This window comes from Mesorhizobium sp. M8A.F.Ca.ET.165.01.1.1, from assembly GCF_004792065.1.
GTDB lineage: Bacteria > Pseudomonadota > Alphaproteobacteria > Rhizobiales > Rhizobiaceae > Mesorhizobium.
In genome coordinates this window covers 152,767-175,810 of the sequence record NZ_SRTH01000011.1, presented here as the reverse complement: position 1 = coordinate 175,810, position 23,044 = coordinate 152,767, and the positions used below count along the sequence as shown (strand labels likewise).

The window sequence follows — 23,044 nt, the reverse complement described above, 5'->3', positions numbered from 1 at the left end:
TGGCTCCCCCTGATTGATCCGCTTCACCTGTGCAACTGCACAGGCTGCCCTAGCGGGGAGATTGGCCTCCAATGGCGAAAGCTTGCCGCAGGAGACCCTCCGATGACCGTGCCTATGGCGCCGCCGCTACGACAACTTGCCGACAAGCAGCGTGCGATCCACTGCCGCGCTACTGCGCCTTCAAGGGACGTCTGGATCGCGACGCAGGAGCCGATGACTGTTACGGGATCAATTCCAGGTCGCGCTGGCCGTCGCTGTGCCAGTTCGACGGTCTGGTGGCAATTTGGGCACATCTTCTGTCGCCGACAGTGGCGATGGCTGACGCTTCAACGAAACGGGGTCTTCGACGTCTGCTGCCTACGCCGATGCTTTGCGAAGTGGCATAATGTTTCGACGCACGCAGGCGCGGGCAGGGGATGTCAGTCATGAATCTCCTGACTGGCGCGGATCAGGCCGATTGGCGGGATGAAAGATCATACGACTACACCGCTGGCCTGACGCTGCGGGAGTGGGCTTGGGAGTTCTTACGCCGCAATCCAGCGTTCCAGCGCGATCTGACCGCTGCGCGCCAGCATTGCAAGACTTGGTCTCTCCAATCCTTTCTCGATATGGTCGCGTCGGCCGGCGACCTGTCACGCTGGGGTGTTCTGTTTCGCGGAGTCTTGTGGCCGCGCTTCGGTCGTATTCTGGTGTCCGCTCTGGTGCGTCCATGTGCTGCCGGTCATTGCGGAACGGTTGCCTGCCTCGTCGCCGACACCGCCGTTCGAACTCTCGGCATTGCCCTGTCGTGCAATCGTCCTGCTGGCGCCCGACAAGAGCCAGCATGTTCTTCTTCGCAATGCGGACCACGCGCTGCAGCTCGCCGTCTCGGGCGCGAATATCCTCCACCCTGTTTGCCTGCATACGCAAGCCATCTGGCCCGCGGTGCTTTTAAAGCATCGACTGAGGGGACTGGAGTGCCTCAATGCTCTCAGTCTAGGGCAACAGTTGCCCCCCCGCTTGTTTGCGCCGGAAAAGCGCGGCGTTCGTTTGTCCTTCGTTCTTCGTGCGCTCGACGGTTCGCTCGCCGGAGCACCTCATCGCGAGCTCGCCGAAGTTCTCATCGGTCAACGGCGCGTCCATGCCGACTGGGCGGATCCTCGCGATCATCTGCGCGACCGCATCCGTCGGGCCGTCTCGCGTGGCCGCGCGCTCATGAATGGTGGCTACAGAGATTTCCTAATTTGAAAAGCGACAGTCCGCGCTGTGCGTCGGTGGATGAACGTTCGCTCGCAGCTGTACCCGTCACCAACAGTTCGCCCGCCGACAGGACTGCATGGCGCCTTGCAAGTGCGCTCTGGTCTAGCTTGTCGATGCCGAAAATGAGATGGGCGAGGGTGCCAAGGCGGTGGTTCATTAGGGCCGGCCTCGACCTGGACGCACATCATTGGTCGGAAAGCGGCGTGCACCGCAATGTCGCCATAGCAGCCAAGATCCTTTGAGTCCGGACCTGCAGTCCTGTTGGACCGGCGGGTGCAACAATATGGAGGGATTTGAGGCCTCACACCGTTCCCTGGTCGACAGCTCGGTCAGACATAGCACCCACCGCTTGATTATGGAAATGGTGTGCCTGGAGTGCAGCGAGTAGCGGCTTGCTGCGCACTGTCCTAAGAATAGCAGTCATGACCCGTCTGGGGTTCTGCAACACGACGATTCAACCGCTTGGGCATTGTCGCATATCCCACAATGTAGAATGCGCAACAGGGCAAAAGCTGATCCATCGGCGGTTTATCAATGCTTTTTGGCTTGGCACGGCACATGCAACGCAATCGGCAAAAGGCGCACGAACTGAGTGGCCCATCGGCCCTAGGAGCGCTGATTTATGCCCTCCCAAGGCATGTCCGGCCCGGCAGCGAGCTCAGTCTCCTGCCGGGCATCCGTGTTTCAGGTCAACGGCGTTTGGAACTTCCAATTAGGTGGCGGCATTGACCGCAGGCCGCCCCCCGGTGGGGCGGAGAGACAGTGCAGCAGGTTTCAAATCCCGCCCATGCAAAGATATTTCATTTCCAGATAGTCCTCGAGGCCATGACGGGAACCCTCCCGCCCGATGCCGGATTGTTTGATCCCGCCAAACGGTGCCGCCTCCGAGGACATGCGTCCCGTGTTGATGCCAACCATGCCATATTCCAGAGCCTCTGCCACACGCCAGACCCGCTTCAGGTTTGAGGCATAGAAGTATGCGGCGAGGCCGTAGATCGTGTCATTGGCCTCGCGCACGACCTGATCCGCATCGTTGAAGCGAATGATCGGCGCGAGCGGCCCGAATGTCTCCTCTTGCGCGACTGCCATGACGCTGGAAATCTCGGTGAGGACCGTGGGTTCGAAAAACGTGCCATTCTTGCCGATACGCTGGCCCCCGCATCGTATTGTGCCGCCTTTCGCAATGGCATCTGCGATGTGAGACTCGATCTTGGCCAGAGCATGCTTGTCGATGAGCGGTCCGATGTCCACTCCGGCATCGAATCCGTCGCCAACCGACAAGTGCCGGATTCTTTCCACGAATTTCTTGACGAACTCATCGTGAACGCTCGATTGGACGTAAATGCGGTTCGCGGAAACGCAGGTCTGGCCGGCATTGCGGAACTTCGCCTGGACCGCACCGTCAACAGCACCGTCAATGTCGGCATCATCGAAGATGATGAAAGGTGCATTGCCGCCGAGTTCAAGGCTGACCTTCTTGATCTGGTCAGAGCACTGACGCATCAGCAGCCGTCCGACCTCCGTCGAACCGGTGAAGCTGATCTTTCGAATCTTGGAATTGGTGCAGAGTTCACGGCCCACGCGATCACCTTCGGACGCATAGATCAGGTTGACCACGCCATCGGGAAAGCCGGCCTGATGGGCGAGGGCGAACATTGCGCCAGCCACAAGCGGCGTCTGTTCAGCGGGCTTGAGCACGATTGTGCAGCCCGCAGCCAAGGCCGGCGAGATTTTGCGCGCCACCATGGAGGCCGGGAAATTCCATGGCGTGATCGTGCCAACAACGCCGATGGGCTGCTTGATCACTAGCATTCGGCGGTCTGTCGAGGGTGCCGAGATCGTCTCCCCATAGACGCGATTGGCCTCTTCGGCATACCATTGCAGATACGCCGCCGCATGCGATACCTCTGAAATGGCTTCGGCAAGCGGCTTGCCCATTTCCGCAGTCAGAATCGCGGCGAGATCGCCTGCATGGTCGATGATCAGCTGATGCCATCGCCAAAGAACGTCGCTACGTTCTCGGGCCGTCAACGCGGCCCATCCCGACTGCGCAACATAGGCCTTGTCTACCGCAGCACGTGTCTCCTCCACGCCCATATCGGGAAGCTCTGCCAAAACTTCGCCGGTCGACGGATTGACGACCTCGAACGTCTTATTGCCAACTGGTCTGCCGAGTGCCGGCAGGCGGTCGATGGCTCCAAACAGGTGCGGGGATTTCAGGCGACGGATCATCGGCAGGCACAGGGGCAATACCGGATTCCTCCTCAACGCAGCGAACATCCAGGTCGACGGGCCGTCAGTGTGTATTCTGCACCAGTGGGTTCGTCGTAGGGCCTCGGCAAAGCAGCTGGTAGACCACGCTAGCCCGATGAAAAGACAGCAGTTTCGTTAGTTTGAGTGCCCGCGGTTCATCAATTGATGGATTAAGCAGTCGGATGTTTGCTTCATCCACCATGCCTGCTGGTGGCGTGCGACTGAATTCTGCAAAAAGGCGGCATACATGCTGAGGAGCGCCATTTCGGCGAGAGGCCGCCGGACCGCCAATGCCGCGCAAGGTCGGCGAAAACGACTCCGCGCGTCTGCATGATCTGCTTGGCCCACGGGCCTCCAACGCTCTTCCCACGAGAAGCCCCGATGAAGAAGGAAGGTGTGATGAGTTTCTTTACTCATCCTTGCCGCCCAGCGGCGGGCCGACCACCAAAATGGCGGGCTCGGCCGAAAGCAGCTTTTTGGCCGCCGCCTTGACCTGTTTGAGCGTCACCCGACCGATGCTGCGGGCGCGACGCTGGTTGTAGTCGACGTCGGCCTTGTGAATCTGCAAATCCAGGAGCCGGTCTGCAATCGAGCGGGTCGAGCCCAGTTGGTCGATGGCATAGGCGCCGATCAGGTGCTTCTTCGCCGCCTTGAGCTCGGCCCCGGTCGGTCCTTGCTGCGCCATCTGCTTTACCACATCTCGCACGATGCTCAGTGTTTGGGCAGCGCAGTCCGAGCGTGTCTCTGTCGTAACCAGAAGCGAGTCAAGGGTTAGTTCAGAGCTGACGTGATAGGCAAGGCCGCGTTTTTGACGTACCTCCTCGTAAAGGCGGGAAGTCAAGTATGAGCCGCCAAGGATGTCGTTCAGCAGCACGGCCGCGTAGAAATCCGGCGCGCTAGGCTTCACGCCAGGCCAGGCCAACGTCAGCGAAGTCTGCGGCAGGTCGTAGTTCTCCTCCACCAGTTGACCGAGTTTCGGCGCGACATCGTAGACGGGGACGAGGGTTTGTTGCTCAGGCAAATCACCAAACAGCTGGTCAAGCCTTTCCCTCAACGTGTTCGCGTCAATGTCACCCACCACGGCAATATGGAGCCCGTCGCGAGCGAAAATGGCCTGGTGGAAGGCGCGGAGGTCGGACGGCGTGATGCCGGGGAGGCTCTCTTTTGTGCCTTCTCCCGGCCTTGAACAAGGATGCGCGCCATAGATCGCGCGCAGCCATTTGCGCTGAGCGATGGCGTTAGGGTCTCGCTCGCTGCCGACGATGCGGGAGACAATCTCGGCGCGGACGCGATCGATCGGCCCCTGCTCGAAGCGCGGCGCGTTCAGCGCGAGCCGAAGCAGGCCGAACGCCGCGTCCTGCTTTTTGGAAAGCATGCACATCGATCCGTAGATGTCGTCGCTTTGCGCGTCCAAACTCATTTCGGCGCCGGCATGGTCGAGCTTCACCTGGAAGGCACCGCTGTCGTAATGGCCAGCGCCTTCGATGAACAGGCCGGCCATCAGTTTGGCCATCCCCTCCTTCCCGACCGGGTCCTGCTTGGTGCCGCCCTTGAAGGCAAAGCCGATGTTGACGATTTCCACTGTGTGGTCCTCCACCAGCCAGGCGATGATGCCCTTTTCGGACTTCACCTCCTGGATGTTCATCGCAGCATGGGGCCGAGCGCCGAGCGTCATCTCTTGATTCTCCGTCTTGGGCAAGAGATAGCCCGTGGTCGAACGGTCGAACGCGAGATAGCGGGCGGCAACTGCTTTGATTTGCTCGGGGGTAACCTTGCGGATGCGATTCGGCCGTTCCTCGACATCCTTCACGGTACCGCCGGTGGCCAGCGTCGAGCCGTAGATGCTGGCGAGCCAGTCCAGGTTGTCTTCCGCAAAGATCATATTGAGCAAATAGTGGTCCTTGGCCTTGCCTAGTTCCTCGTTGCTGACACCATCCTCGGCAATGCGGGCAACTTCGGCAGCGGCCGCCGCTTCGAGATCAGCCAGCTTGGCATCGCCGCGCGGTGCGCCATAGATGGCGAACTTGGTGTCGTCGAGCACAGTGCCCTGGAAATAGACGCGGGCGCTGGAAGCGATACCTTGCTGGACAGCGAGCGCCTGGTAGAGCCGGCCGCGGTTACCGCCGCCGAGAATTTCGGCCAGCAGGTCGAGCGCTTCGGCCTCGCCCGGCTTGGCGGTGTGGTAGGACGGCACCACCCACTGCGTCGAAAAACTGGGCACGCTGACGCGGGCGTCTGAGAGCGTGACGGTGCGCCTGGTGTTCTGCTCGGGCTCAACCGGCCGGATGCGCGGCGGCAGGTCAGGTCCGCGCGCCACCTTGCCATAGGTCTTTTCGGCCAGCGCCCGCACCGTGTCCGGTTCGACATCGCCGGCCACGATCAGCACGGAGTTGTTGGGCCAGTAGTACTTTTCATAGAAGACGGTGGCGTCGACGCGGTTCAGCTGCTCGATCTCCTGCATCCAGCCGATGATCGGGATGCGATAGGGGTGGTTCTGCCACAGCGTCGCGTCGATCTCCTCATGGAGAACGTCCTGCGGGTTGGTGTCGGTGCTTGAGCGGCGCTCCTCGATGACCACATCGCGCTCGGTCTTGACGACATCGTCGGTCAGGATGAGGTTTCGCATTCGGTCGGCCTCGAAGCTCATCATCAGCTCGAGCGCCGACGGCGCCACTGTCTGATAGAAGGCGGTGTAGTCGGAGGAGGTGAAGGCGTTGTTGGAGCCGCCGATCTCGAACACTGCGCGGTCGAATTCGCCGCCCGCATGGTTGGTCGTCGCCTTGAACATCAGATGCTCGAAGAAATGGGCGATGCCGGATTTGCCCGGCGGCTCGTCGGCGCTGCCGATCTTGTACCACACCATGTGGGTGACGATCGGCGCCCGGTGGTTGGGAATGACGACCACCTCCATGCCGTTGTCGAGCACGAAATCCCTCGCCTTGCCGTCCTCCCATGCGACGGGGATCGGAGCCGGCCCCGCGCCGACCAACTCGGACGCAACGGACGTCCTGCGAAGCCCATGAGTGCGGGGCTTGCTTGGTAGTTCTGGTAGGGAGAGTGGGGTTATGGGCTGCGTTCCTGGCAAAGTGATCTGTTCCTCATTTTGAAGGATCTATGTCTCCCGAACGCCTATTGGGAGAAAGTGGATCGGCACGCGACGCCGAGCCACATGAGCCGTCAGCGTGTTGCTGGGCCTGACGCGAGCCTCATCTTTGGATGCGTCCGGGAAACTTTCGGCATGGTGAGGCCATGGGAAGTCTGCTCGTTATCCATTGGGTGTTTGCGGATACCTGAGCATGCCCCGTGCCAAGTAAGAAAGCCCCGATTCGCAAGGTTTGATCCAACCTTGATACTTGCGATATCCGACATTGTCGGGCATCCGACAGAAAGCGCCTTTCGCCGGCGCGCCGGCTATGACGCTCGCCTCCTCCGGCGTGACGACGATCCTTTGGCGGGCGCCGCGCACACCGATCTGCCCGCCTATCAGCACCGCGACATCGAAGGACAGCGCGATCGTGACTGGATGGGTCTTACGCAAACATGCAGCAGTGCCACCGCGATCAGGACTTCATCCGCCCCACAAAGACCCGAGCGCGAGGGACGACGTGTAAGGCTAATGATGCCGCGCATAAAGAGGTAAGGTCCCTCGTCGTACCGGCGAGCCCCTTCGCTGGGTCTCGCGAGGGTCTGGTTTGCGAACGTCGACCGACAGCATCACGGCATGGGCGGCCCCATCGGTAGGCAAGCATTGACCGTGCCATCAGCGTTGAGGCAGCGCAGAGCCCAATTTCCCGGTGCCAGCCGGTACGTTGGAGCTTCAACTGTGGCCAGCCAAGCGGGCCGAGGCCGTGAAACTCCTGATACCCTGGACCGTCCGGATTGCAACGCACGACGCCTTGGTCTCGCGCCAACGTCCATTGACGCTCAGCGAAGCATCATGCGGACGAGCTGGGAAAGCTTGGCCGGGCCGGCGCCTTCCCAGGCGCATGGGACGCGCGACGACCCATGTGGACCTTGGATTTCACTACGCACTTACGCTGCTTTGGCCTTGTCAGCAGCCTGAGCATAAAGCGTGCTCAGCTTTCAGGGCGAGCCTCTTTCATGTTGATAGCATCTGTCGTCATTCAGGATCGCCCCATTTTCGCATGCCGCTTGCAGCTTTCAGACTGTTGTCAGCCAGGGCCGCCATAAAGGGTCTCGTTTAACGCATTCGGGAGGCTTCATCACTCGACCACATTAATTTCGGGCGGTTCGCCGGCGCTCCGAATGGCACTTAACACCAGATCCTCTCCAAACCCGTGATGATCCAAGAGGAAAACGAAAAATCCCTAAATCATAAAAAAGCACCGATACGGTCGGCTCCAGGCTGATGAAATTGCGGTCTCACTGGCCACGCACGATACTTGCGATGGCGATGGCCATTGCAAAGGCCGGTCAAGCACCCAAGACGCTGACAAGCACGCCTCCGACCAAAGCTCGATCGTTGGCAGCCTTTCTAGCCGTATACTTGGGGCATTTTGGGACGGCGATCCGGACGCCGATTAAAACCTGCCGGTCGTCTAAATGGAATGGTTGGTCCGGGTCCTTACTGGACCCCGCCAACCCGATCGGGCCGGCGCACAGGGGCACCCAGACAATTGGACACGTCGCCTTTGCGCGGCGGCTTGCACTTTCTCGGATGGCCTTTTTTCTCCCCGGGCGAAATCGAGCGAGCGGTGAGGCGGAGCCTTCGATTTTGCCGATCATGTCGTGTCGCTTCGATCGAACTGCTCAGACGATGATAGCGGCATTGATTGCCGCGGCCGAAATGCGTTGTGTGAAGTACGATTTCTACGCCGTATACATACTGCCGTACAGTTCGCCCTGTCAGCAGCCTTGCCAGCAATCCGCCCTGTGTCCAACTGTCGTCGAATTCACCGGTGTCATTGAGGAATTCGTATGATCGCCTCGAAACCATCATTGCGACCGCGGGCGGGCGACGCAAGCTCTAGACTGCCACCGATCCGCTGGATAACCATGTTAGCGATATGTAGACCAAGGCCTGAGCCCGCAGCAGGAGTAGCACCACGACTAAATCGCTTTGTAAGCCCTTCGAGGTCGGGGAGGGGCACCACCGGTCCGGCGTTTGCAATAGCGATGGTTCCATCAGTTTGGACGGAAACTGTTGTCGGAACAGTGGGCAGTCCATGTATCAGCGCATTCTCGATCAGGTTACGAAGGAGGATCCCAAACGCATCGACATCCACTTTGCGCATCAAAGTGGTGCAGCCGTCGACGTTAAGATGCAGGCGTCCGGCATATTGCGGCTTTTTCCTCAGGTCGTCGATTTCCAGCCGAACCGATCGGACAAGATCGATCGCGTGATCCGCCATGCCAACCCCCGATTCGGCTTGAGCGAGCTGAAGCACTTTTTCGACAAGGCGGCCAAGGCTCGACAGCGCTTGCTCGATGCCGCGCGCACGCATTTTGGCCGACCCATTGGGAAGCTCGGCCACTAATCTCTGCATCTGAGCGATTGAACCTGCGATCGGCGTGCGCAGTTCATGCGCACTGTTTGCGGCGAACTCGCGTTCGGCCTCGAGAGCCGCCCGCAGACGATCGAGAAGCCGATTGACGGATGCCGCGATTGGAGCCAACTCTGCCGGGAAATCGCCCAAGTCCATTGGTGACAGATTGCCGCCGTCGCGCGATCCGATCTGCTGTCGCAGTACCTCGATTGGCCGCAGCGAGCGCCGGATCACGATCCACCAAACAGCTAAGCTAAAGGGCAGGAGCACGAGTGTCGGAAGGAAGACAAAAAGTGCGCCCTTCGCGATTGTGGTACGGCGGCCATCAAGCGGTTCGGCCAACTGATGATACACGCCGTCTTGGATCTCCTCTGTGTAGACGCGGTAATCAGCGTTTCCCCAAAAGCCGTTACTCAGGGGAGCATCAGGGAAGGGCTGCTGACCCTCTTCCGGTTCGGAAATAAGCACTACCCCGTACTTATTAATAACCTGCTCACGATAGGTCCAGTACTTTTTATAAGTTGGCAAGTGGTTATTGTATTGATCAACGTGTTTTCCATTCAAGACCTTGATCAGCTCTGGTTCTCTGTACTCTGCGCTCGCCTGGAGCAAGTCATCCGAACTTTCGTTTACATTATTGCAAAAAATGAACGCAGCAATGGTTGGGGCGGCGATCCAAACCAGGAGCGTTGCCCCGCCTAACCACGATATCAGCTTTCTCGTCATGCTGTTCGAGTTCGTCATGTGACCACGAGCCTGTATCCGGAGCCACGCACGGTTGCTATTCTATCCCCGCCGATCTTCTTGCGGAGCCGGCTGACATAAACCTCCACTGTGTTGCTCTCGAACTCCGAATTGAATGAATAAAGCGCGTGCTCGATCCTCCCCTTTGAAACGACCGAACCGGGCCGGCGTAGAAGGCAGTCGAGCACCGCCCATTCGCGTCCAGACAGGTGGACCTCCTGCCCGTCGCGGAAGAGGCGTCGCTCGGCTGCCTGTATGGAAAGCGTCCCAACCGAAAATTGCGGCTCCGGAAAATGCCCTTGGCGACGTGCCACTGCACGGATGCGTGCCGAGAGTTCCCCCAGATCGAACGGCTTGACCAAATAGTCGTCGGCGCCAGCGTTGAGCCCCTCGATGCGGTGCGAAATCCGATCGCGGGCTGTCAGAATGATGACCGGCGTTGTATCAAGCCCCTTGATCAGCTCCCGCAGATAGTCGATGCCATTGCCGTCCGGCAGGTGAACGTCGAGCAAAATAACGTCGTAGCCGGCCACAGCTGCATGACCGCGCGCTCCGGACAGGCCCTCGGCCCAGTCGACCGCGTGGCCACCAGCCACCAAATGATCGTGCACAGCACTTCTAAGGTCGTCGTCGTCTTCAATGAGCAGTATTCGCATCAGGCTGCCGAGCTCCGGTATGAGGGCAAGGCTCCTGCCTTATTGATCGAAGCTGACAGTAGGCTGAACCGGCGCCAGCGAATATCTGGGGGCTTTCAGGCTGCTGTCAGCTACAATTGCAAGAAAGGGGTCGTTAACAAAGCCAAACGAAGAGGCCTTATGAAACCCCTCCTGATCTCGGCACTTTTGCTCAATGTGACCACCGGCGGCTGTACACTGGTTGGCGGGCAATTCGACGTGGCGGTCAACGAATGGCAGCCGCGCCACGCGTCAATGTCCAGGCTTGAAACTGACAGGTGTCTTAAATACGAGGGCACCGTAGCGGGTGCCTCCAGTTATCGAACAGTGCCTAGCAGGTCAGAAGTGCACTTTGACCATAGGGGTCGTCCGTATTTTCGGCGCTCGCGAACAGAGTCGACGGTCAATCGATGCGCCACTGCCAGAGTCTGGAACGGTCAAGTGTTTGTTATCCCCCGTCCGGGCCATATTCTCTGCCGAGGACCAAGAAGGCCCTATTTTCGGTGCCCACGAACAGAGCCAACGGTCAATCGATGCGCCACTGCCAGGGTCTGGAACGGTCAAGTGTTTGTGATCCCCTGTCCCGGCCGTGTTCTCTGCCGAACTCGCCCTTGTAGTCGGCACACCAAAGATCGTTAGGGCGACAGCCGTTTGAAAGTGGTGTCCCCGTCGCCCTGTTGCGCCTGCGCTTGCGGCGCTCGACCATGCCGGCGGTCGAGCACGGCATGCACGGTCGAGATCGCGGGCCGGTGCACATCCGGATACAGCCGGGCCAGCCGCTCGCGTATCTTCGGCGCACCCCATGTCGGCTTGTCTTGCTTGAGGCGCACAATCAGCTTCTCGATTTGAAACGGAAGCTGATTGGCGTGGCGATAGGGCCGCCGCGATCGGTCCGTCAGCCCCTCCAGGCCGCTGTCGTTGTAGCGCGTGAGGATCTTGTAGCCGGTCTTGCGCGAGATATCGAACTCCCGGCAAAGCACCGCCATCTTCTCGCCGTCCAGCAGCCGGGCGACGAACTTCAGCCGCTCTTCCATGACGTTACACTCCTTCCAAGGCACCTTGCTCTCCTTGCAAAGGGCCGAAAGTGTAACCCATCTATCCGGAATGAACTGTCACCCATCTTTCGGGAAGGGCAGTCATGGCCAAGGCAACTGGAAGCCGAATTTTCTTTTAGAGTATGAATCAGCGCCGTCTGCCGAAAAGCGCGTCCACGATCTTCCCTTTTGAAACGACCGTGCAGGGCTGGGGCAGACGGTAGTCGAGCACCGCCCATCCGCGTCAAGTCAGGTAGACCTCCTGCCCGTCGCGGAAGAGGCGTCGCTCGGCTGCCTGTATGGAAAGCGTCCCAACCGAAAATTGCGGCTCCGGAAAATGCCCATGGCGACGTGCCACTGCATGGATACGCGCTGAGAGTTCCCCCAGATCGAACGGCTTGACCAAATAGTCGTCGGCTCCAGCGTTGAAGCCCTCGATGCGATGCGAAATCCGATCGCAGGCTGTCAGAATGATGACCGGTGCCGATTCAAGTTCCTTGATCAGCTCCCGCAGATAGTCGATCCCATTGCCGTCCGGCAGGTGAACGTCGAGCAAAATAAGGTCGTAGCCGACCACAGCTGCATAATCGCGCGCTTCGGACAGGTTCTTGGCCCAGTCGACCGCGTGGCCACCAGCCACCAAATGATCGTGCATAGCACTTCCAAGGTCCTTATCGTCTTCAGTGAGCAGTATTCGCATCATGCTGCCGAGCTCCGGTATGAGGGCAAGGCTCCCATCTTATTGGTCGAAGCTGACAATAGGCTGAACCGGCGGCAGCGAATTATTTGGGGAGCTTTCAGGCTGCTGTCAGCTACAACTTGCAAGAAAGGGGTCGTTAACAAAGCCAAACGAAGAGCCCCTATGAAACCCGTCCTGACCTCGGCACTTTTGCTCAATGTGACCCCCGGCGGCTGCATCAGCAAATTGATTTGGGAAACAGGCGCGCCGGTTCTAATGACCGACGCAGGCCGAGGTCTGGAACAGCTGGACCAGCGAACGGCGTCTTCGGTTTTTCAGGCAACAGCCACATGGAAGAATATGATTGGCTCGACCATGCGCCGAGCTTTGTCGAACGGATTGGTCGCGGGCGCACTACCACAGATTATGGCAGGTTTACGCCCTGGCCTTGACACCCGGGGTGATCGTCACCGGCGGAGCCGCGGCGTACTGATCGGATATCTAACGTCGCTGAGTCTCTCGTCGGTGCAGTGGATCTCTCGGCTTAGCCATCATGCAAAAAACGACGGTTCCGCGACACCACTTTTCAGGTCCGTGACACAGGCTTTGTGAGCCGATCTGTTGTTCTTACCCCAGGCTAATGGCTGAACAGCTCTGTCGCCGGCTCGATGCGCCAGATGGCGCGATGTTTTGAACCCTTTCACGAGGCGACGGCAGCAGCCGACCGGCTCTCCTATCGCGGCTCCCGCGATCCACACACCCAGCAAGGGAATCTACCATGGTAATGAAGGCACCGGTTGCCGACGCTAGGAATGGGTCGGTAGTAGATCGGCTGGTCGGCATCGACCTCGCTCGGGGCCTGGCTGTCTTCGGGATGTATGCCGCCCATCTCGGTCCCGACCCCGGCGAAGGAGGACTAGTCGGGTTTCTGATGGAACTAACCCATGGGCGGCCGTCGGCCCTGTTTGCCGTATTGGCCGGTTTTTCAATCCTCCTGATTACAGGTCGCAAGGCGCCGAAGTCGGGGATAGCCGGTAGACAGGCCATCGCCAGAGTCGCAATTCGTGCCCTTGTTTTGCTCGCGCTTGGCTCAATCCTGGGCTGCCTCGGTACCCAGGTCGAAGTCATCCTAGAATACTACGGAATTTGCTTCTTGTTGGTATTGCCGCTCCATCGGCTCAGCGCATATCAGCTGGGCTTGATCGCTGCCGCTACGGCATTAGTTCTCCCGCAAGTCCGTTCCTCCCTTCTGTCGGTTGCCCCCAACCTCCTCGACCCGGTCTTCAACCTCATGGTCAACGGCTACTATCCCGCGGTGACCTGGGTTCCTTTCCTCATCGCTGGCATGGCCATCGCGCGCCTTAATCTTAATACGCTAGCAGCGCATTGGCGCCTTGGTCTGGCGGGGGTCGCGCTGGCCGTGTTGGGCCATGGGGGATCCTTGCTCGCGCTGAGTTCCCGCGCTTTGACTGAAACCTCCTTGTGGTGGTCTGACGTTGACGGCGCTTTTGAGCCTTCCAAGTCGTCATTTATAGTCAAGTCGTCATGGATAGCCGCACCTCATAGCGAAACGACGCTTTCGATCGTGGGCAGCACCGGTTGCGCAATGATCATCTTGGCGGCTTGCATGCTCGCTGTGGATGCGCTCCCGCGTCTGCGAAAGCTGGTCTGGCCAATAATCGCAGTCGGCTCGATGTCTTTGACGGCCTATGTGCTGCACATTGCGGGAATAGCCTATCTTATGAAGATAAACATTTTCAAAGACGAGAGCCTGTCCACGCTCTTTGGCTTCGTTGTGGTTATCAGCACTTTTGCGGTGCTTTGGCTGCGCGTCTTCCAGCGAGGACCGATGGAAGTGCTGATGGGTAGGGTCGCAGATCTCGCGCGTCACATCCGCTGAGCACCGCCGCGCCCCGGCCTCCCGATCACATTACGGACAAGGTGGGGCTTTGTCCAAAGCTTGTTCGCGGCAGGGGAGGGTACTTCCTCCCACCCTGCCGCCTTGTTGATGGAAGCTAAAACGGTCGCGCAGGCGCTAGAGTTGCATCGGCATAATCAGCTTAAACTCGCGAAGTTAAACCCGCGGTTGGTCTATCTCGGCCCGCCTCACCTGAAAGGCTAAGGTATCCGTTTCGGTCAAGGGTTTTAGGGGCCATTTTCGCTGCGCCTTGAGGAGAGCGTTTGCTAGGATGAGGAGCTTTCGCAACAAGATGATGACCTTTGCGGGTTTGCCTGCCGCCTTTAGCGCCTGGTATTTTGCCTTGAGGTCGGGGTTGAAGCGCAGGGCGAAGGGCCGGGCATGTAGAGGGCCTGGCGAACATTGGCCCGGCCGCCCAGGCGCGGCCGCTCCATTTTGCCGAGGCCGGCGAGGCTTGCGGCCTTTGGTTCCGAGTTCCGGCATGTCGATGGTGAGTGTGCAGGCGGTGGCATCCGATGCGCCATATGCTGGTCAGGATTTCGCGGCGCTGGACAGCGTCGGGATCGGCTTTCATGAGGGTAAGCATCGTCTGATCGATATCGCTGAGTTCACGTGGATCTGCTTCCAGCCACTCGTTGTTGTGGCGCCTGAGCAAGGCAAGCGGTCAAGGTCTGGCTCTGGTGCTGGCTGCGGTGCGATCCCCGCACGGGCCAGGTGCCGATCGTGTCGACGATCCACCTCGCCGCGACCAGAGAGCTGCTACTCTCTTCCGCTGTTCATTCTGGCCTCTTCGCAATGAATGTCATAAAATCACCTGTCGCAATTAATGGTTTTTGATTTGGCTCCAGCAGCTGGCAGATATCGCCGAGAGTTCCGCAGAGAGCGTCGAAAGTTTTGGCCGCCTTCTTCCGCAGCCGCGCCTTGAGTTTTGAGCAGACCTGTCTTGATCGGGTTGAGATCGGGCGAGCATGGCGGCAGGATCAGGAGCCAGTGCCCTTTGGCCAACCAGTGGGCGGCGCGTACCTTGCCGACAATCTGGGGTTCCGAACCCGACAGTTGGTTTTCAACCCGACAGTGGCCCGCCTCAGAGCAGGCTACCGCCCTTCGGAGCAGGCAGAAGCTAATCGAGGTTCGCGGGTTCCGGTTTGAATGTGCAGGTCGCTGCGCGCCTGATCTTTCGGTCTGGCGGCACATGACAAAAACCCTCATTTTGGCCGACGATACCCGGTCAGGAGCGGGTATCGCAGTCGAGAAGCGACCCGAGCACGTCCACAAGATGTGCCGAGTTTGCAAGGTGTGTCATTGTTTCTGTCAACGTTCGAGCGACAGCGCACGACGAAACGTCTGGCATACGCCTCGTCTGGCACGCGCCTCGCATATGTTGCAGTTGCTGCTGGAGATCAGGCGATCGAGTGGGCCTTGCAATTTTCCGATTTTGATGCGCCTAAAGTCTCGTGTACAAATCAGGCTGGCGTGAATGGCCTGCCTAAGTTGCGACTTATTACAAAGGAATGGATATGGCGACTGGAACGGTGAAGTGGTTCAACAGCACGAAGGGTTTTGGTTTTATTCAGCCTGACAACGGCGGTCAGGATGTCTTTGTCCACATTTCCGCTGTTGAACGAGCGGGCCTGTCGACCCTTAATGAGGGCCAGAAGATCAACTACGAGGTGGAACAGGATCGCCGCACGGGAAAGTCCTCTGCAGGCAGCCTCAGCAAGGCTGGCTAACGGTCCGGGAAAGCCTTGGCAAGGTTCGTCATCGCCGGAACGCATTGACGGCTCGAAACCCGGGCCGGAGCATGCAAGTTAATGCCGCGGCAGGGATTGCTGGAGCCATCATGAATTACTCTGGAAATGAGGCTCTTGGACGGGAAAGGCGGGGCTCATCCCCGCCCTTTGATTCCGCGCAGATTGGGCCAACGGCTGCTGCGCGTCCGAACGACTGTTGATACGGATTTAGGCTGCGACCTTCTTGCGGGTCCGTTTCGCCGGCGCCGTGGCTGGGGCTTCCGGCTCTTTCGGTTTGCGGCCGAGTCCCATGGTCTTGGCCAAGGCGGAGCGCGCAGCGGCGTAATTCGGCGCCACCATGGGATAATCCGACGGCAGACCCCATTTGGCGCGATATTCGTCTGGGGTCAGACCATAGTGCGTCGCCAGATGGCGCTTTAGCGATTTGAATTTCTTGCCGTCTTCAAGGCTAATGATGTAGTCCGGTTCGATCGACTTTTTGATCGGGACAGCAGGTTTTTTTACAGGCACAGGCTCTTCTGCCGGTATGAGTCCAGCCGTGCCGTTTAGAGCCCCGTGCACTTGGGCGATCAGGGCAGGAAGCTCCCCCGCCGGGACGGGGTTGTTGGAGACGTAGGCTGATACAACATCGGCAGTGAGCTCGATGAGGATGTCGGTCTTGTGGGGTTCTTCTGTCATAAACTTCTCCGGGCAGCTTGAAACACAGTTGGGCGAAGTGTCGCTTCATAGTGGCGGTTGCCGCTGAAAGCAAATGGATCGACGGGTGCGCTGCTCCTCCACCATTGAAGTCTCGGCGACGCATCCCGTCATCGTCCATCGCTAAAGGCAGCGTATTGAATTATGGGAGCGGTCGCGCCCGCCCCACCATAGCGATACAGCAAGACAATCAAAAAAGCCGGTCTTTGCTTGGCCCCAAATCTTTTCTCCTTTCGTGAACGCTGAGCTGCCAAGCTGCTACAGTTCACCTCGCGGGGCAACCGTGCACAACACAGGAGTCGCCCGAGCGATACATTCTTCACTTGCCGCTTATCAGCGCTGGTGATTGCACTTTGCAGCCTGCCTCCGGACCCGCAGCGCTCACGCTGTTGGTTTTGCGCCTGCAGGCGTCGGAAGTCGGATCGCCGCAGCTAATTTCCTCAGGCGGACGAATTCAACAAATCGATTGTTTGGATCGAAGGCATCCACACCATCGATGCCTCTAGAATAGGATCCAGCTACAATCACCGTGCTGTAATGGCAGGGACGGCCAGCACAAGCGCGACACGATCCGGCGGGTCCATCGCTGCGTTACGTATTCATGGCTACTGCATCGGGCGCTCGGTCGACCGCCTTAAGCCAGGTCGCCGCATTGCGAGACGGTGACCGGCGAGGGAGAGGGCGCTCTGGCAACGAAGCGAGGCGGGTGGCCTTGCGGGTGGCCGCGTGATGTCATCCGGCTCTCCTGCCGATCTCTGCCGGCCAGATCTGGAGCAACTGTTTTGCATAGATATGGCTCTCTTCAGGGGGCCATCTATGATGGGAGCCGAGCGCGTGTTCGAGCCGGGGAACAGGCTGCGCATGCACTGTGCCCACCTATTGCGATCGTGCTAACCTTGGTTGTTTGGACTTGCCGTTAAAGGCAAGCGACAGATTGAAGTTATGCTGCACCATCTGATTGCCTGGCTCGTTTTCGAGAGCTCGCCGATACAGGGCCTGTGCCGCGTCATGCCGCCCCTCAATGTCCAAAATCACGCCCTTCGCATTCAATGCACGTACGTTTCCTGGGGCTGCAACCAAGACGCTGTCGAGCACCTCAACCGCTTCGTGCGGGCGCTTCTGGCCCACCAAGGCATTTGTAAGTCGTATCGCCGCATCAACATTGTCCGGGTGCTGCTTCACCTCATCCCGCAAAGCCCGCTCTTGAACATCCTGACCAACTTCGCGCAAAATGCGTTCGCGCATAGCCGGATCGATTTGATCGGCGCTGAGCAACTCGGGGGAAGATGTCTCCTGCACGGAAAGAGCCGGCTTTTGCCAGCTGGCGCAACCGCCCAAAGGCAGAATGGCGAGTACGGCAAAAAGAAGTGAGTTCCGGCGCAGAAACATAGGCGATGGAGAAACTGTATTACTATTCATGTTATCTCTCAGTTATCGGGGAGGCGCGTGGCGTTCAGTTAGGAAAGGTGGGACTACTCTAACAATCCGCTGTTCGATCCGTGCGGGAGTGTGACGGATCCTGCGGGGCGAATTGTAAAGTCGGAGGCGAGGTCTTGATAAGACAGCACGGCGAGATCAACCCCGTTTCGCGTCAGAAAGCCGCGGACGAAACGTCGGACATCCATCGACGTCAACAGAATAGGGCGGGTTTGACCCGGTTCTGCGTTCGAAAGGACCTGACGTATCTGTGATAGCATCGCTTCGCTTTGCCGATCCTCCAGTGCGAGATAGGGGCCTGCATCCGAATCTCGAACCGCGCCACGCATCACATCCTCGCTCTCGCGCTCGACGACCAGGGCGGACACGATGCCCTCCGTGTTGGCATGGCGGTGGCAGATCTGTCGCTTCAAACCAGAACGGACATATTCCGTCAGCAGGGCAACGTTCTGCTCACGCTCGCTCCATTCGGCCAATGCCTCCAACACGAGACGGGTGTGGCGGATTGGGATACCTTCCTCCAGGAGGCGGCGCAGAACATCGGCAATCCGAGGAATCGGCGTCGTGCGTAGCACCTCTTTCACAAGCTCAGAATATTCCTGCTCCATTCGGCCCAGGAAATGTCGGGTCTCTTGGATGCCCACCAATCGCGGTGCGTAGCGGGTCAACGCTGCATGGACGCGCAAGGCGAGGAGTTCGCCGGGAGCCCTATGCTCCGTGCCGGCGCCCGTAAGGGCCTTTGCAGGGGTATGTTCAACCGGGAGTGTGTCCGTTTTCGGCTCACGTCTAAGGGGGACACCGCTCGAGTCGACGTGCGCTACATCGGCTCGGAGCGCCATCTGGTTTGGATCTAAGGCGTCCTGTTCGACTGGCACGCCCTCGACATCAATTCGGAATTGCGATTCAGGCAGCTGCTCGTCAACCAAGACAGGGATGCGAGGAACGATAATGCCCAGATCGGCTGTGACCAGGAGCGAAACGCGCCCAATATGTTTTTGCAATTCGGCTTGATCGACCGCCTGCATAAGATCTGGCGCTAGAAAAAATGCGATCGGGAATTCCTTCGCAGGCGCGGCTTGCTTAGGCTCCGCTGCAGTTCCACCTTTCGCATCGGCAGTGCCGGCGCCCAGCACATCAGCCTTGACAATGCTTACCGCAGCGAACACTGCGGCCAGCATCAGAAAGACGGGGAGGGGAAACCCAGGAACGAACCCCATTACAACCAGGACGCCGGCCGCCAGTCGCAAGGCTCGAGTGCTGGCCGTGAGCTGACTGACCATTTCTGTACCGAGGTTGATCCTCGCCGTCCCAGTCACACGGGTGACGATGGTCGCCGCAGTAATGGAGAGCAGAAGGGCCGGAATCTGCGATATCAATGCATCGCCTATCGTCAGCAGAGTGTAGTGATGCAGTACCTCGCCGAAGGACATGCCCTTGGAGAGCAGGCCGATCGAAATTCCACCCAGCATGTTGATGCAGATAACCACCAGCCCGGCGATGGAATCGCCCTTCACAAATTTCATCGCGCCGTCCATCGCGCCATAGAGTTGGCTTTCCTTCTCCAATTCGGCGCGCCGCCGGCGGGATTCGTTGGCATCGATGTGGCCGTTGCGTAGCTCTGCGTCGACCGCCATTTGCTTGCCCGGCAGAGCATCCAGCGTGAAACGCGCCGCCACTTCTGCCACCCGTTCGGCACCCTTCGCGAGGACCATGAATTGCACCATGGTGACGACCAGAAATATGACGAAACCCACCACGATATTGCCTGAAATGACGAAATCGCCAAAAGTATGAATAATGCTGCCGGCCTCCCCCTCGGCCAGGATCAGTCGCGTCGTTGCGACCGTGAGCGCGAGACGGAATACAGTGGAAATCAAAATAACGCCGGGCAAAGAGGAAAAATCAAGTGGAGTACTGACATACAGGGCAACCATCATCAGCAGTATGGCCAACCCCATATTGAATCCTATCAGGGCGTCGACCACCACGACCGGGATAGGCATGACCATCATCGCGACAGCCAGAAGCAGCATCAACGCAACCATTAAATCCGGGCTGGCCGGCGCACGCTTGATGAAGTCACGCAGGACGTTGGCCATCGAGACACCTTTGCAATCGGTTGAGACTTACTCTGCTGTTACGCCATGAAACGTGGCTTTCGAACTCCGAAGGCGCCTCAGCCTTGGCCAGCGCGTGACCCTGCATGAGAGCCACAAGCAGGCGCGAAATGGCTGGGCAGCAAATGTTTCCAACGCAGCCAGCTTGTCAGCACCGAGCGCGACAGGATGTTTGGCTGGCCATAGAGTGCTGCTTGATGGGGCCTGCGAGCTTTCAATATTGGAGAGCAGCAATGCGGCCATTCCTGCTCAGCAGCACACGGCTGTCCTCAATACGTTCGACCACCCATCCATCAGCCAAAATGGCGCCGACAAAATACTTCTCGCTGTCGATGACAATATATGGTTGGACCCCATGCCACACAGCTTCGACCGCGATTGCGGATGGCGCCTTCTCCTCTTTGATGAGCACTCCGTTCACCAGTGTTAGAGTACCCTTGGTGCGACGATCGAACGATTGCTGAAGCTTCTGCCAGCTGATGACCGATTCAGACGTGACGGTGCCTTCGGCGGTCACAACACCCTTTGCCGACCCAATCTTGACGTCGAGAAGACCCGCTCGATCGACTTCCTCCTGCAGCTCTTGGGCCGCTGCCTCCGTAAGTTCATTGTCAGCGCGGTGACTGATCGTTCTGGACGCGACTTCAGCCCGAAGTGAATTGGGGCTCGATCCACTTGCATTGCCAAGATAGGAGATCGTGCCTGAAAGCGCGCCGATCCCGAGTGAGCTGATTATGACCATGGCGAGCACACCGATCGGTAGGCGCGGTATGCCGGTCGAACCAGGCGGCTCTGCATCCTGCACGGACAAAGCAATGGACATCTCGCCTACGAGCAGGACGACAGGAAGGGGCACAACAACGGACTGGCCTGCGGCGATATTCCGGTTGCCCTCGATACTGAGTCCGGGTGCAAGCGCCTCCAGTTCGATCGACTTGCCAAGAAGAGTTACACGAAGGTGATGCGGTGCCAGTCCCTGCTCGACAAAGACCAAATCGGCATCGAAGCCGCTGCCGATTAAACACTTTTGAAGATCCGTCTTGCCGGTCAGACCGCAATAGTGCCCCGAACGCACTTCGAAACGGAGGGAAACGGCGTCATCCACAGAGCATCTCTCAAACAGGATAGAAGCCGCATGGCAATTGCCATGCGGCTCATTTCGGGACTACGTCGCGTCAATAAGGAGACGCGCTAGGGGGCAGTCTAAAACCCGCTTCCGACATTACGAAACGCGTTCGTCGGCGGCCTTCTTGATGGTCTGGAGATTGGTCGTTAGAGTGCGCAACTGGACACTCCTTTTCGTCGCCTCCAAGCTAACATTGGTTAGTTCCTGCACTTGCGCCTGAAAAGCAGTAGCATCAGCTCCGCTTGTATTGCCGGGAGTGCCACTGTTAGTTTTATCGGTATTGCCGGCGCTACTGGTATTGGTATTGCCTGATTTTTTATTATTATCAACTGCAGCCATGATCATTCCTTTTTCTGTTGGAGTTGTGCCGTCAATAACGGCCTGTATGACCTCACGCCGGATTTCCCGCGTCAGGCATCTTCTGTGTCATCCAAAGCTTCATCGGCCTCAGCCATCGCATCGTTCGCGAATTGGAACGCGAACGATCGCAGGATACTTTGGAAGGCTTCACTTTGTGCTGCAGACTGTGAGTTGTCTTGAAGTTGATCATTTGAAACGGTCCGGTTATCCGCCCGATCGTTCCCGCCAGCTGCCTTGCCATCATTCCCACCAGCTGGCTTGCCATCATTGCCATCAGCCGGCTTGCCATCACCAGAATGCTCGGATTTCGAATCCCCATGGCCCTTTCGGATCAAGGAAGTCCCGAGGTTGCCAACTCCACTCCCAATTGCTGCTATCATCAGGTACTCCGGCATTTGCCATTGGCGGCGACGTGTTAAAGGTTAGCCTCGATCAAGCTAAGGGCGGGAGCTTTCGAGAACCTGACGGCTTTTGACAAAAACCGGCCAGCGCAAAAACGTATGCTCTGCAGGATGTTGCTCTCGCATCGAACAGTCGACCACGATCTCGGCTGTTCGGCCAATCCCGCCGTCCACGCATGCCGCGACCGAATGGCAGCCGCAGCAGCTCGTTTGCATCCTCGATGCTGTGGTGTCGAACAGGAGACACGGTCCACGTGCTGCATGACCGCAATGACCGTATTCTTGCTGGCTCCACGGGCGCACGCAACGAGCAGGAACTCGGTCTTTGCATCACCATTCTCTCGCCTGCACATCACGGCCCGGCGCGGTGAGCTCATTGGCTTCGAGAAGGTCGGCGACCGTACGAACATGGGATGGTCTGCCGGCTTTGGGAGGCCGGTGCGGATCCTCTTCTCACCATATCGAAAGCTTGAAGCGGTCGGATTTTCTTGCCCTGTTCGTGAGAACTCCCATCGTCAGCTAATCGTCAGCCAAGCGGTCTATCTAGGCCGGCCGTGCCTGACCTTCGGATCCAAAGGTCCCGTCTCGACACTTTTTGTAACTATAGATCGAAATGGTCCGCGTGATACGCAACGCACACGCTTCTCTGAAGCAAATGTGTGACTTTGTCGGTGGCGAACGAGAGGAGTGACGCATCAATAAAATCGTCAGGCACGTGTCTAGGAAGGGGAGCTAGCCGAGTTGGTCTGATTTCATTCGCTGTTCCTGGAAATCGGCGGACTGAAGCGCTGATAATCTCAGGACATCGATGGCAACGTTGCGAAAGTCCTGTGAGCTCGGGCCAATCTTGGCCTGCTACTGAGAAGCACTTTGGCGGGAACATTACGCCGTCGCGGGTCTGGCTGACCGTGACGTTAACCGAAAGATGCCGCTGGTCTCGTCAGCCGCCAGCACAATAGCAGCACATTCTCGCCTACTACGGAGACGCAATATGAAGGGCATTGGCCGACCACGGAAATCGCAGGCTGAAACTGGAGCCAGCCGCGCGGGGCGGGCGAGCAGTTCCCTTTCGCAATCAAGTCTTGCTGCGGGAGAAGGTGGACAGTCA

At 58.5% G+C, this 23,044-nt stretch carries 13 protein-coding genes and 4 pseudogenes; 3 read left to right on the top strand and 14 right to left on the bottom strand.

What is annotated here, in order from left to right:
• The first annotated feature begins 711 nt into the window (after window positions 1–711).
• The gene (locus EN808_RS25370) at window positions 712–1,227 is read left to right on the top strand and encodes a DUF2285 domain-containing protein (RefSeq protein ID WP_224570032.1); all 516 of its coding nucleotides are present in this window, start codon (window positions 712–714) and stop codon (window positions 1,225–1,227) included.
• Between the two features lie 786 nt (window positions 1,228–2,013).
• Here the strand turns inward: EN808_RS25370 and EN808_RS25365 are convergent.
• The 7 genes and pseudogenes from EN808_RS25365 to EN808_RS25335 form a co-directional block, all read right to left on the bottom strand.
• Window positions 2,014–3,489, bottom strand: coding sequence for an NAD-dependent succinate-semialdehyde dehydrogenase (locus tag EN808_RS25365; protein WP_095486045.1), 1,476 nt, complete (start codon window positions 3,487–3,489; stop codon window positions 2,014–2,016).
• 412 nt (window positions 3,490–3,901) lie between these two features.
• A pseudogene (locus EN808_RS37820) lies at window positions 3,902–4,627 on the bottom strand (pitrilysin family protein); the annotation flags it as partial.
• Window positions 4,628–5,176: 549 nt separating this feature from the next.
• Window positions 5,177–6,481, bottom strand: a pseudogene (locus EN808_RS25355) (pitrilysin family protein); the annotation flags it as partial.
• Between the two features lie 1,933 nt (window positions 6,482–8,414).
• On the bottom strand, window positions 8,415–9,743 hold the full coding sequence (locus EN808_RS25350) for a HAMP domain-containing sensor histidine kinase (protein ID WP_126063917.1): 1,329 nt from the start codon (window positions 9,741–9,743) through the stop codon (window positions 8,415–8,417).
• The gene (locus EN808_RS25345; protein WP_024505389.1) at window positions 9,740–10,399 is read right to left on the bottom strand and encodes a response regulator transcription factor; all 660 of its coding nucleotides are present in this window, start codon (window positions 10,397–10,399) and stop codon (window positions 9,740–9,742) included. Before EN808_RS25345 ends, EN808_RS25350 begins: the two co-directional genes overlap by 4 nt.
• A 619-nt stretch (window positions 10,400–11,018) precedes the next feature.
• Window positions 11,019–11,451: pseudogene (locus EN808_RS25340) on the bottom strand (helix-turn-helix domain-containing protein); the annotation flags it as partial.
• A gap of 244 nt (window positions 11,452–11,695) precedes the next feature.
• On the bottom strand, window positions 11,696–12,154 hold the full coding sequence (locus EN808_RS25335) for a response regulator transcription factor (protein WP_224570033.1): 459 nt from the start codon (window positions 12,152–12,154) through the stop codon (window positions 11,696–11,698).
• A 754-nt stretch (window positions 12,155–12,908) separates the two neighbouring features.
• Between EN808_RS25335 and EN808_RS25330 the strand changes: the two genes are divergently transcribed.
• A complete protein-coding gene (locus EN808_RS25330) occupies window positions 12,909–14,030 on the top strand; it encodes a DUF418 domain-containing protein (RefSeq protein WP_024505387.1) in 1,122 nt (373 codons plus the stop codon).
• A 794-nt stretch (window positions 14,031–14,824) separates the two neighbouring features.
• Here EN808_RS25330 and EN808_RS37155 read toward each other — a convergent pair.
• A pseudogene (locus EN808_RS37155) lies at window positions 14,825–15,041 on the bottom strand (transposase); the annotation flags it as partial.
• Between the two features lie 524 nt (window positions 15,042–15,565).
• Here EN808_RS37155 and EN808_RS25325 point away from each other — a divergent pair.
• Entirely contained in the window at window positions 15,566–15,778 is a 213-nt protein-coding gene (locus EN808_RS25325) for a cold-shock protein (RefSeq protein WP_008874821.1), read from the top strand.
• A 228-nt stretch (window positions 15,779–16,006) separates the two neighbouring features.
• On the opposite strand, the gene EN808_RS25320 is transcribed toward EN808_RS25325, so the two are convergent.
• The 6 genes from EN808_RS25320 to EN808_RS25295 all read right to left on the bottom strand — a co-directional run bounded on the left by EN808_RS25320 (window position 16,007) and on the right by EN808_RS25295 (window position 21,915).
• Window positions 16,007–16,477 (bottom strand): MucR family transcriptional regulator, encoded by a 471-nt coding sequence (locus tag EN808_RS25320; protein ID WP_024505385.1) that lies wholly within the window; start codon window positions 16,475–16,477, stop codon window positions 16,007–16,009.
• 894 nt (window positions 16,478–17,371) lie between these two features.
• Entirely contained in the window at window positions 17,372–17,914 is a 543-nt protein-coding gene (locus EN808_RS25315; protein WP_081714429.1) for a tetratricopeptide repeat protein, read from the bottom strand.
• Window positions 17,915–17,967: 53 nt separating this feature from the next.
• Complete coding sequence (gene sctV, locus EN808_RS25310; RefSeq protein ID WP_024505383.1) at window positions 17,968–20,031, bottom strand: type III secretion system export apparatus subunit SctV; 2,064 nt, start codon at window positions 20,029–20,031, stop codon at window positions 17,968–17,970.
• A gap of 232 nt (window positions 20,032–20,263) precedes the next feature.
• Entirely contained in the window at window positions 20,264–21,154 is an 891-nt protein-coding gene (locus EN808_RS25305; protein WP_024505382.1) for a hypothetical protein, read from the bottom strand.
• Between the two features lie 117 nt (window positions 21,155–21,271).
• Window positions 21,272–21,514 carry a nodulation protein NopA gene (locus tag EN808_RS37150; RefSeq protein ID WP_224570034.1) on the bottom strand — a complete coding sequence of 81 codons (243 nt, stop codon included), beginning with the start codon at window positions 21,512–21,514 and terminating at the stop codon, window positions 21,272–21,274.
• A gap of 71 nt (window positions 21,515–21,585) precedes the next feature.
• Entirely contained in the window at window positions 21,586–21,915 is a 330-nt protein-coding gene (locus EN808_RS25295) for a hypothetical protein (RefSeq protein WP_081714433.1), read from the bottom strand.
• Between the last annotated feature and the right edge of the window lie 1,129 nt (window positions 21,916–23,044).